This window comes from Collinsella aerofaciens, assembly GCF_019131995.1.
Taxonomy (GTDB): domain Bacteria; phylum Actinomycetota; class Coriobacteriia; order Coriobacteriales; family Coriobacteriaceae; genus Collinsella; species Collinsella aerofaciens_S.
Genome location: NZ_JAHONA010000045.1, coordinates 1 through 10,306, shown reverse-complemented (window position 1 = coordinate 10,306; position 10,306 = coordinate 1). Strand labels below are relative to the sequence as shown.

Sequence of the window (10,306 nt, the reverse complement as noted above, 5' to 3'; positions counted from 1 at the left end):
GGATGCGACACTTGAAGTGTCCATCCTCGCAGTATCCGGTTCTCAAGGTGCACGCTTTGCGGCTCATCCGGTCCGACCGGGCCGCGCGGCAAGGAGATATATTGCCAGACCGGAGGGCCCCCGCGGGCGGGAATCTGCTACTCCATATTTTGTTCACAAATAAATAGGTCCCTCAGTCGCATCGCTGAGGTTAAAACTGAAGCATTGGCTTCTGATATTGGCGATGACCAGCTGGTTTATAGGTGTTAAGGCATCGGTCATCTCTGGAGCGCCACTTTACTCCAAAAGCATCAGCTATTTGTTTCCCGTCGGTAAAAGGCAGGTTTTGTTCGCCAAGCGTTCTTATATATAGAGAAGTTCGGGTTCGAACCCGTGCACCGGCAACAAAAAAGCGACCAACCGGAGTCGATCGCTATCTTTTCTATGGTGGGCCGTCAGGGGTTCGAACCCTGGACCTTGGGATTAAAAGTCCCCTGCTCTGCCAGCTGAGCTAACGGCCCGCGGGTGGCATTGTACCACGGTCTGGAACTATTCCCAACTCCATTGGCCGTTCTGGAAAATCACAACTTCACGTCCATCAGGCGTAATGCCCTTAATATCGATGTCGTCCGTGCCGATCATAAAATCGACGTGCGCGCTCGAGACGTTAACGCCATGCTCCAGGAGCCCTTCCTTGGACATGTCGTACCCACCCTCGATGCATTCGGGGAAACCGACACCTAGCGCGAGATGGCAGCTAGCGTTCTCGTCATAGAGCGTGTCATAGAACAGAACGCCGCTTTCGCGGATCGGAGTGTTCTTGGAAATGAGCGCGACCTCGCCCAGATGAGCGGCACCTTCATCGGTGTCAATAATGCTCGCAAGCGTTGCCTTGCCCACGCGGGCGTCGTAGTCCACCACGCGGCCGCCCTCGAACTTAATCCAAAAATCGTCAACCTTGTTACCGTGGTGAATGAGCGGCATAGCCGAATACACGATACCGTCGGCACGCATACGATCAGGCGAGGTGAAGACTTCCTCGGTGGGAATGTTGGGGAAGAAGGGGTGCCCATCGGGCGTCCTACCCTTGCCGCCGGCCCACTCGTGACCCTTCGTCATACCAATCGTCAGATCGGTTCCATTTGCCGAGGTGTAATGCAGGCGGTCAAAACGATTGTCGTTCAGGAAGCGCAAGTTCTTTTCGAACGCCGCGTCATGAAGCTCCCAGTCGCTCTCCGGGTCCTGGCCATCGGCACGAGCGGTGTGCAGAATCGCATTCCACAGCTTATAGATTGCAACCTCATCGGCGTCTCCCGGGAACACCTCGCGCGCCCATGCCACGACCGGAGCGCCGGCGATGCACCACGGATTGATGTTGTAGTCCAGTCCACGGCGGAAGACCTTGCACTGCGTATTCCTTGCCTTAGAAGCTGCAGCAGGCTTAGCGGGATCGATGCCCTTAAGGGCGGCAGGGTCCGCACCCTCGATAAAGATAAAGCAGGCACCGTCCTGGGCCAGGGAATCCAGCTGCAGGCGCTTCCACTCGGGCGTCTGCTCAAAATAGCTTTTCTCGACATGCTCGTACGTGAGCCTCGTCACGGCATCATCGGCCCAAATGACCGTCACGTGGCCGGCGCCGGCAGCATAGGCCTCCGCGACCACCACGCGCGCAAACGGCGCGCACTCGACCGGAGACTGAACGACGACCTCCTGGCCGGGCTTGACGTTTACGCCCTTGCGGACGACCAGGCGCGCGTAGTTTTTAATCTTGGGCTCCAGGGCCTTCATGCCCTCCAGAGCCTCTTCGACCGTCAGGGCAGCTCGAATCATGTGCCACTCCATCTATCTATAGAACAGTAAAAAGGCGCGCCGCAAAAACGACGCGCCTTATATCTTAGCGATAAGTATGTATGCAAACGCTACTTCTTCTTGGAGTCCTTCTTGTCCTCCTCGGCAGCCGCGCGCTCAATAAGAGCGTTGAGCTTGTTCTCGGACATGCCCTCGGCCTGCGCGCGGTACATGTTGCGCAAGGGACGAATACGAGCGAAGTCATAGATAAAGTCGCCCAAAATGATGACGTAGGACAAAACAATGCCGACCATCTGGACAGGGCTGGACACCATGCCAGCGGGAGCGAAGTACAGCGAGGTCCAAATTGCCACGACGAGCACCATGCCAATGGCGAGCACAATCCACCAGATGCGACGGCGCCTGGTGTAGTCCTCGTCCTGCTTGAGGAGGATATTCGACACCGTATAGATGCGGTCCTCCTTGGCGCGCTGCTTAGCCTTGCGGGCGCGCTTCTCCTCTTTAGAGAGGCCCTCGAGGTTCTCGCCCTTCTCGAGCTCTTTGCGGCGTGCCTTAGACGAAGCCGGCACGACGCGAACGGAGCTCGCTGCTTGGCGGGCGGGCTTAACAGATGCGGCAGACTTGCGCGCAACCCCGGTAACTTCGTGGGATTGCGTGCGCTTGTTCGTGGCGCTACGGGTACTCACTTATGCGTTCTCCTTCATGCTTGTGAACTGGGAGCCCGTGATGATCTGGAAGGCCTCGCGATAGCGCTCGGACGTGCCATCGATGACCTCGGCGGGCAGGTGCGGGGTCTCCCCCGTCATATCCCAGTTGGCCTTGAGCCAATTGCGGACGAATTGCTTGTCGTAGCTAGGCTGGATCTTGCCCTCCTCGTAGCTGGCAGCAGGCCAGAAACGGCTGGAGTCGGGCGTGAGGCACTCGTCGATCAGCGTGACCTTGCCATCAATAACACCAAACTCGAACTTGGTGTCGGCAATGATGATGCCACGGGTCGCGGCGTACTCGGCAGCGGCCTTGTAGATCTTGAGGGAAAGGTCACGAATCTGCGTGGCGATGTCCTCGCCCACGATCTCGCAGCAACGCTCGAACGAGATGTTCTCGTCGTGGTCACCGATCTCGGCCTTCGTGGACGGCGTGAACAGCGGCTCAGGAAGCTTGGAAGCCTCGGTCAGGCCCTCAGGCAGCTGGATGCCGCAGACGGTGCCGTTCTCGTCGTAGGTCTTCTTGCCCGAACCGGTCAGATAGCCGCGGACGATGCACTCGATAGGAATCGTCTGGGCCTTCTTAACCAGCATGGCGCGGCCAGCGAGGTAGTCACGATACTCAGCAAACTCCTCGGGGAAATCCGCCGGGTCGATGGAAACGAGATGGTTGGGGACGATGTCGGCAAACTTATCGAACCAGAATGCCGAGATGCGATTGAGTACCTCTCCCTTAAACGGAATCTCGTCGGGAAGAATGAAGTCGAACGCAGAAATGCGGTCGGTGGCGACCATCAGCAGGTTTTCACCGGCATCGTAAATATCACGAACCTTGCCACGGGAATCTGGACGACGCTCCATCGTTGTCACGTGAGTCACTCCTTACCTAAATACGACAGAAATGCGGGTTCTTTCCCGCATGTTTTCGCAAACTCGGAGCGGCAGGGACGCGGCCCCTCCTTCACCGAATAGCGAAAAGCTAGTGCTCCATTGTAGTAGATGCCGCGTCTGCCGTGTGCTCGCGGGGCAGATGAATTGTAAAAGTCGTACCCTTTCCAAGCTCCGACTCCACGGATATGTAGCCATGGTGACGCTCGACGATCTGCTTGGTCACGGCGAGGCCAACGCCCAGGCCGCCAGCTTCGCGGGCGCGGCTGGCATCGGCGCGCCAAAACCGCCCGAAGATGCGCGACAAATCGTCCTTGGCAATACCGATGCCGGTATCAGAAACGGCAATGCTGACGTGCTTGCGGTCACTGAGCACCGACACCACGACCCAACCGCCCTCGGGGGTGTAGCGCATGGCGTTGCTCATGAGGTTGATAACACATTGCGTGATCATGTCGGGATCGGCCTCGACGACATCGTCGTGACCCTGGGTCTCGTCCGCAAAACGCAGGCGCAGATCGCGGTCGACAAACAGGCGCTCCTGGGCATTAACGATGGAACGCACGAAAGGAACCATGTCCACCGGCTCAAGGTTGAGCGGAGCCGTGCTGTTTTCCATGCGCGACAGGTCGAGCATCTGCTGCACCAGACGAGCCAGGCGACGCGTCTCGGAAGCAACGGTTTCCAAATGCTCATCGTCGGTGGGATACACGCCATCCTGCATGGCCTCGACCGTTGCGAGCATGGCCATAAGCGGCGTGCGAAGCTCGTGTGCAACGTCTGAGGTCAGGCGCTTCTCGTGTTTCATATCCTTCTCGAGCGAAGTGGCCATCTCATCGAAGGTCTCACCCAGCTGATCGATCTCGTCATCACCGCGCAGTCCCGTGCGAGCCGACAGGTCGCCGTCACGGATTTGCTTTGCGGTACTGGTGATGCGATGAATCGGCTTGGTGAGCATGCGCGACACGAGCGATCCGATAACGACCGAAATGCAGATTGCAACAACCGCGGCGAGGGCCATGGCGTTAAAGGTCTTCTCCCTAAACGCAGAGTCCGCCTTGGTGAGCAGCGCGTCGGAGCCGATGGCCCACAGCTTTACCTGTCCGACATGCTCGCCGGAAGACGTTACAATCTCGACGTTAGCAACGCTATCGGAGTCGGTTGGAGCAGACGAGACCGGGCTATGCGATGCCCTCTTGCCGCTCGTGTCGTCGGTCGTAGCCTGGTTTTCGCGTATATCGGCGGTGGCGCTTGCCGAGGGCCAGGAATCGTCATAAACGATCACGCCCTTTTTATTGACGACCTGCATGCCCAGATCGTCGGAAACCAAACTCGACGTTGCGACCGTGCGCAGTTCTCCCGCGGTCCAAGAGCCGTTTTCCTCATATGAGGTTGCCAACTTCTCGGCAGCGGAATTTGCGATTTCGACGATATTGGAGCGTGTGTAATCCGAAAAGACCGTGCCCCACACAACAGAGACAACGCCCACCAGCACCAATACCGTCATGAGCGATGTCAGAGCAAAAGCAAGTGCCATGCGCGAGGGATAGCTCATCGTTGGCCGTGAATCGGAACGAGGCGTGTTCCAACTAGCCTTGGAACCCGCCTCGCTCTCCTGCTTGTGCTTTTGTCCGATTTCAAAGCGCGCAGGTGTCATATGTGATTTCCCTATTTCTCGTCCGACTTATCGGTCTTGGCCGGAGCCTCGAAGCGATAGCCGACACCATGGACGGTGTAGAGCCACTTGGGCTTCTTGGGATCATCGCCCAGCTTGGCGCGAAGATTCTTCACGTGGCTATCGATGGTGCGCTCATAGCCCTCAAAGTCATACCCGAGCACTTTCTCGACCAGCTCCATGCGGTTATACACACGGCCGGGATGGCGGGCAAGCGTGGTGAGCAGCTTGAACTCGGAAGCCGTCAGATCGACTTCCTTGCCCTCGACCAAGATCTTGTGGCCCGAGATATCGATGACCAGATCGCCGAAGTCGAGTACCTCGACGGCGGGCTCGTCGGCCTGATGGGCACGGCGGAACAGAGCGCGAACGCGGGCGACGAGCTCGCGCGGCGAGAACGGCTTAATCAGATAGTCGTCGGCGCCGAGCTCAAGACCGATAATACGGTCCTCGATCTCGCCCTTAGCCGTCAGCATGATGATGGGGACATCCGAGGTATCGCGAATGGTGCGGCAAACGCGCTCGCCGGGGATCTTGGGGAGCATAAGGTCGAGCACGACCAGGTCGAACTGATGCTTCTCGAACTCCTCGATCGCGGACTGGCCGTCGCCGACGCCCACAACCCAGTAGCCTTCGCGCTCGAGATAGGCAGCGACGGCGTCACGGATTGCCTTCTCATCCTCGACCAGCAGAATCTTTTTTGCATCTGAAGCCATAACACGGCCCCCCTGTCTCAATTAGCTAAGAACAAGCCCATTTTAACGCACCTGAGCCCGCCGGATGCCGCTATGACGCGGCAGCTCGGCGGGCGGTACTCACAATTACAACGCGTTTATTCCCCTGTTGGCGCCTTTTTAACCCCTCTAAGCTTAAAGAGAGAATAGACGTGCAGTGACCGTCTCTGGTATACCCTGGCTGTTGCGCACCGTGGCGTACGTAAGGAATGAGTCCGATTTTCCCGCCGTAGCTGGATAATCGCCATACTCCAAAGCGCGGTCGGGCGACAGCAGCGAGCCATAGGTCTTGGCAGAGGTGTCGATCAGGAAATGCAACGCCTGTACCTTAACAAGGTATTTATTCTTCTTGCCAGCCGCACATGCGAGCGGCTCGCGGGACAGGAAGAGGTACGGCCCTCCCTCATTACCGATATATGTGCCCATATTGCCCAGGCTGCCCACGCCACTATAGGCCGCCTCGATAGAAAACACGAAGGTATCGCCCATATATACGGCCTCGAAAGGCGAGACTGACGAGGGAAGGACTAGCTGGGCACGTTTGGTGTTGTTGCCGTCGGTCAGATCGATTGCCGTTATGCCGTAGTAGACGCCCTCGTCGTTGCGGACACGCGGCGAGATGGTCAAAATGCCGTCGCTCGCGCGCGGGGCCGATGCAAAGCGGCCCGTCGATTTCCAAATTACCTCGGCCTTGGATTCATCAAGCGAGCGACGATAGCAAAACGAATCACTACTCGTTTTATTGCCGCCTGCCGAAGGCATTTTATACCAGATGACTGATGCCCCGAACGCCGTAAACAGCGGCGGATCGTAGTCCTTGCCACCTCGATCGAGCTCAACCACGTCGCCAGAGAGCGAAGCGCCCGACAGATTTTGAGCGTAGAGCTTCCACGATGAATTGGCAAAGTTCATCTCAACCCACGCGAAAACGCCGTCGCCGGCACGGACATCGTAGAATGCATATCCCGTGCCCTCGATAGGATCCTCGATTAATGTGGTAAGCGAGCCATCACCCAGGTTGAGCACACCGAGTGTGTTGGCGTGCAGCGCCGATGCGGGCGCCATCATCGCCGCGGCGTAATCGCCGTCGCAGTAGTACAGCAGCGTACCCAGAGGCAGCGTCCACGACGCCGCCGGCTCAAGATCGATGTCGACTGCCTCGTACTCATCCGTAATCGAGATGATCTTGGAATCGTCCTTGATAACCTGCGGCTCGCCAGCGGCATCATCACTCGTGCCCGTTTTTTTCGAGCAACCGGCCAGTACGGCAGCAGCACCGGTAGCGGCGCCACCCAGCACAAAACCTCGACGCGTTATTCCATTCTTAAAGCGATCAGCGATGCTCATTAGGCGATCTCTGCGCGAGCGGCCTCGATAGCGCGCGTAAGCTGATCGGCGCAAGAGGTCTTTTTCATACCGCAGGTATTACCGGCGAGAACCTCGATTACGCGATCGGCGGGAGCGCCCTCGACCAGCCTGGAGATGGCCTTGAGGTTGCCATCGCAGCCGCCAGTAAACTCGACGCCCAGCACCTTGCTGCCATCGTCAGAGAGATTGAGGTGAATATTGCGAGAGCATACACCCTGAGGCTTGTAGTCAAAACTAATCATTGAGATCCCCTCTCAGAAAGAAATTTCAGACGTCTATTATCCCCGCCTGGACCGACTTATTATCGCAAGCACCGATTCAACATCCTACGATGCTTGGACTGGCGGGGGCAAGATTAGCAGTCCGCACCCTGTACGTGGACCATGCGCTTCTCCCGATACATATTGTGGTCGGCGACGCGATATACATCGGCCAGCGTATTTCCAGCCGTCTCGACGGTCGCCACGCCAATCGATGCGCTGACCGTCAGGGTCTCATCGCTTACCGCGGCAAGACCGAGACGAAGATCCTGTTCCAGCCCGAGCGCAGACTCGTTGTCAGTATGGGGGCAAACCAGCAAAAACTCGTCGCCGCCAACGCGCATCGGCAGGTAATCCGCACCAGCCACCCGCCGCAGCACGGACGCCGTCCGTCGCAGCAGTTCATCCCCCATCTCGTGACCATAGATGTCGTTGGTCCGCTTGAGATAATTACAGTCCACCATAATCACGCTCACTGGCAAGCCCTCGTTTACCAGGCTATCTCCACGCGATTCAAGATAGTTGCGGTTGCGAAGCCCCGTCAGCTTATCTTGGTATGACAGCTCCTCGGCATGCTTGACCATCGATATGTTGTGCGTCGCCACGACGACCGATTCCAGCCGGCCTTGCTCGTCGCGATGCTGGGGGACGACCTGCAGCGAATACCAAGTACCTCGACAATCTCGCACCTCGGCGGCCAAGTATGGCACGCCCTCCATACGACCCCGAAGTGTCTTCATATCCACAAGTCCCACAACCGCTTCACGGCTTTCGGGGCTCACGATATCTCGGCAGACCGTGTCCATAAAGTCATACGCCTCGCTGTGTTCGGCAAATATCTTCGCTATCGCCGGCGACATGTTGATTCCCTCGATCTCGAGCGTATCGAGATGTAAAAGGAAGGTCGAGTCGTAGATGGCACTTATGGCATTGATAATGCCGAGCTGTTTGTCCTTTTCGGCTAAGTTTCGATGGTCAACGATATTTCGCGCTAGCAGCACCACAACCCAAAACGCAAGGCACACCAAGACGCCGACGGCGACAAATGAAATCCTGTCAGACATGACCTCAGATTTGGGATATAGCGCAAACAGGCGGTAGTCCTTATATGCCGCACGCACGGCATATAAGGTGGTCCCCCGATATTCGATACGTGTTACGCCCTCGTCTTTCCAGTCAATTCCGCTATCGGCGAGAAGCCGGGCAAGGGTTATATCGACGGTCGAATCGTTTGAAGAAACGATTTGCGCATCGCGCATCACAAGCACTGTTGGACTCTGATGGAACGTGTTGTTCACAAGGACGTCGGCGATTGTGTATGAATAGTCATCGGCGGGCTCAGCCGCAAGGGATCGATACCCCAACGCTACCCCATCACCGTATGGAACGGCACTCACGGCAAAGTCGACACCGCGGCGCTCGACAGCGGCCGAGTAGGAAACTTTGGACCCTCGATACATCGATGCGATCGACGAACAGGCCAGCTCCTCTCGCCACAGCATGAGTGGATCGCGGCCGTCGATATCGTAATGGGCGACCATATGACCATCGGCGTCCATGACCAACATTCCCGAAAGGCTCTCGGTATGGACATATTCCTCGACCAGATCGTCGTTGACTTCAAATCGATCAGGCGGCAAGAACGTCGCAAACGACTCGAGCGCCGCATCCAAATTGTGCGTCGCCTCAGTTTTTCTTCCCTGTTCATATCGGTCATATTTTTCGCAGGCATTTTTTAAAAACACCATGGTTTCCTGGCCGAACCCAAGCGTTTTATCAAGGCAGCGATGCGTGCCGACTATATAGAGCAGACTCAGTAGGGCAACGCTGGCCACGATGCCGATGGCCACTGCGGCTAAACTCTTTCGGCGAAAGCGGCGCTCGTCATTTGTCATGATTCCGCTCCTTGCCCGCCTGTCGTCGCTCCTGCCTTGTAATTGTCCACAATGTGCTCTATCGTGCCGTCTCGATCCATGTCGAACAGCGCGGTATCGAGGTTTTTGACGTACTCCCCCTCATAGCTATCATCAAACGCGACGCCCAGGTCAACCGTCATAACGTTGTCGGCGAACACACGATAAACGCCAGGATACTGGGCAACGAGTCGATCAAGCGACTGAACGTCCGCCATCCAACAGTCGACATACCCTTTGGCGAGGGCGGCTTTGCAGAGTTCGGCAGAACCATACGATTTGATTTGCACGTCCGGCGAGATTTCCAGATCCCCTGCGAGCAATCGGCGTTCGCTCACCGAGCCCGCAATCACCGCAATGGTCTTGCTTCCATCGAGATGCGCCAAGGACGTGATGCCACTCGTTTTCTTGGCGGCGACCGAAACCGTTAGGGTCAAATACGGCTCAGTCCAATAATACTTATCCTCGCGATAACAGGGAGAATAGTCGCACCACAGGCAATCGATATCGCCATTTTTGAGTAGGCGATCGCGGTCATTCCAAGATATGTCGATAAATTGCGGCTTGATCCCCGCACGCTTGCAGGCCTCGCGGGCGATGTCGATATCGATACCGGCGTAATCGCCCGTGGTATCGACATACACATAGGGGTCGTTATCCGTAACGCCGATTTTGAGCACCGGGAGGTCTTTGTCGGCTTCATTCGGGGAGGAAGAACTGCTTCGAACGGTATACGTCAGGACGCCCGCACAGACGGCAACAAGGAGTATGAGCGTAAACGAGACGATGGCGGCTCGCTTGATGCGTCCGGGCACGCGCCCCCCTTCATCGAAACAGCAGTCGGATTTCATTTTATACCCGGGGCTGATGCGGCAATAAAAAAGCGCCTCACCCAAGACGATATGAGAAAGCCATTTGGGTCGCCTCCCCCGCGGCGCAGCTTCTTTCCGCGGGCTCGGGGTGCCACAATGGGCTT

At 57.1% G+C, this 10,306-nt stretch carries 9 protein-coding genes and 1 tRNA gene; all 10 read right to left on the bottom strand.

Features of this window, described 5'->3' with window-relative positions; all coding sequences use genetic code 11:
• Positions 1–424: 424 nt before the first annotated feature.
• The 10 genes from KSY82_RS09825 to KSY82_RS09780 all read right to left on the bottom strand — a co-directional run bounded on the left by KSY82_RS09825 (position 425) and on the right by KSY82_RS09780 (position 10,145).
• Positions 425–500: transfer RNA gene (locus tag KSY82_RS09825), tRNA-Lys, on the bottom strand.
• A 28-nt stretch (positions 501–528) separates the two neighbouring features.
• Positions 529–1,809: an aminopeptidase gene (locus tag KSY82_RS09820; protein WP_217751079.1), complete on the bottom strand. Its 1,281-nt coding sequence runs from the start codon at positions 1,807–1,809 to the stop codon at positions 529–531.
• Positions 1,810–1,898: 89 nt separating this feature from the next.
• Entirely contained in the window at positions 1,899–2,474 is a 576-nt protein-coding gene (locus KSY82_RS09815; protein WP_217751078.1) for a DUF805 domain-containing protein, read from the bottom strand.
• On the bottom strand, positions 2,475–3,353 hold the full coding sequence (locus KSY82_RS09810; protein ID WP_035136481.1) for a phosphoribosylaminoimidazolesuccinocarboxamide synthase: 879 nt from the start codon (positions 3,351–3,353) through the stop codon (positions 2,475–2,477).
• Between the two features lie 118 nt (positions 3,354–3,471).
• Positions 3,472–5,037: a sensor histidine kinase gene (locus KSY82_RS09805; protein WP_161160479.1), complete on the bottom strand. Its 1,566-nt coding sequence runs from the start codon at positions 5,035–5,037 to the stop codon at positions 3,472–3,474.
• 11 nt (positions 5,038–5,048) lie between these two features.
• On the bottom strand, positions 5,049–5,771 hold the full coding sequence (locus tag KSY82_RS09800; protein ID WP_006236208.1) for a response regulator: 723 nt from the start codon (positions 5,769–5,771) through the stop codon (positions 5,049–5,051).
• A 153-nt stretch (positions 5,772–5,924) separates the two neighbouring features.
• Positions 5,925–7,136 (bottom strand): twin-arginine translocation signal domain-containing protein, encoded by a 1,212-nt coding sequence (locus KSY82_RS09795; protein ID WP_217751077.1) that lies wholly within the window; start codon positions 7,134–7,136, stop codon positions 5,925–5,927.
• Positions 7,136–7,399, bottom strand: coding sequence for a TIGR03905 family TSCPD domain-containing protein (locus tag KSY82_RS09790; protein ID WP_055287275.1), 264 nt, complete (start codon positions 7,397–7,399; stop codon positions 7,136–7,138). Before KSY82_RS09790 ends, KSY82_RS09795 begins: the two co-directional genes overlap by 1 nt.
• A 113-nt stretch (positions 7,400–7,512) precedes the next feature.
• Entirely contained in the window at positions 7,513–9,312 is a 1,800-nt protein-coding gene (locus KSY82_RS09785) for a sensor domain-containing diguanylate cyclase (RefSeq protein ID WP_217751076.1), read from the bottom strand.
• Positions 9,309–10,145, bottom strand: coding sequence for a substrate-binding periplasmic protein (locus tag KSY82_RS09780; RefSeq protein ID WP_217751075.1), 837 nt, complete (start codon positions 10,143–10,145; stop codon positions 9,309–9,311). Before KSY82_RS09780 ends, KSY82_RS09785 begins: the two co-directional genes overlap by 4 nt.
• Between the last annotated feature and the right edge of the window lie 161 nt (positions 10,146–10,306).

Coding starts and splice junctions, on each gene's coding strand:
- KSY82_RS09820 (WP_217751079.1), bottom strand. CDS start 1,809: ATGATTCGAGCTGCCCTGACGGTCGAAGAGGCTCTGGAGGGCATGAAG.
- KSY82_RS09810 (WP_035136481.1), bottom strand. CDS start 3,353: ATGGAGCGTCGTCCAGATTCCCGTGGCAAGGTTCGTGATATTTACGAT.
- KSY82_RS09805 (WP_161160479.1), bottom strand. CDS start 5,037: ATGACACCTGCGCGCTTTGAAATCGGACAAAAGCACAAGCAGGAGAGC.
- KSY82_RS09800 (WP_006236208.1), bottom strand. CDS start 5,771: ATGGCTTCAGATGCAAAAAAGATTCTGCTGGTCGAGGATGAGAAGGCA.
- KSY82_RS09795 (WP_217751077.1), bottom strand. CDS start 7,136: ATGAGCATCGCTGATCGCTTTAAGAATGGAATAACGCGTCGAGGTTTT.
- KSY82_RS09790 (WP_055287275.1), bottom strand. CDS start 7,399: ATGATTAGTTTTGACTACAAGCCTCAGGGTGTATGCTCTCGCAATATT.
- KSY82_RS09785 (WP_217751076.1), bottom strand. CDS start 9,312: ATGACAAATGACGAGCGCCGCTTTCGCCGAAAGAGTTTAGCCGCAGTG.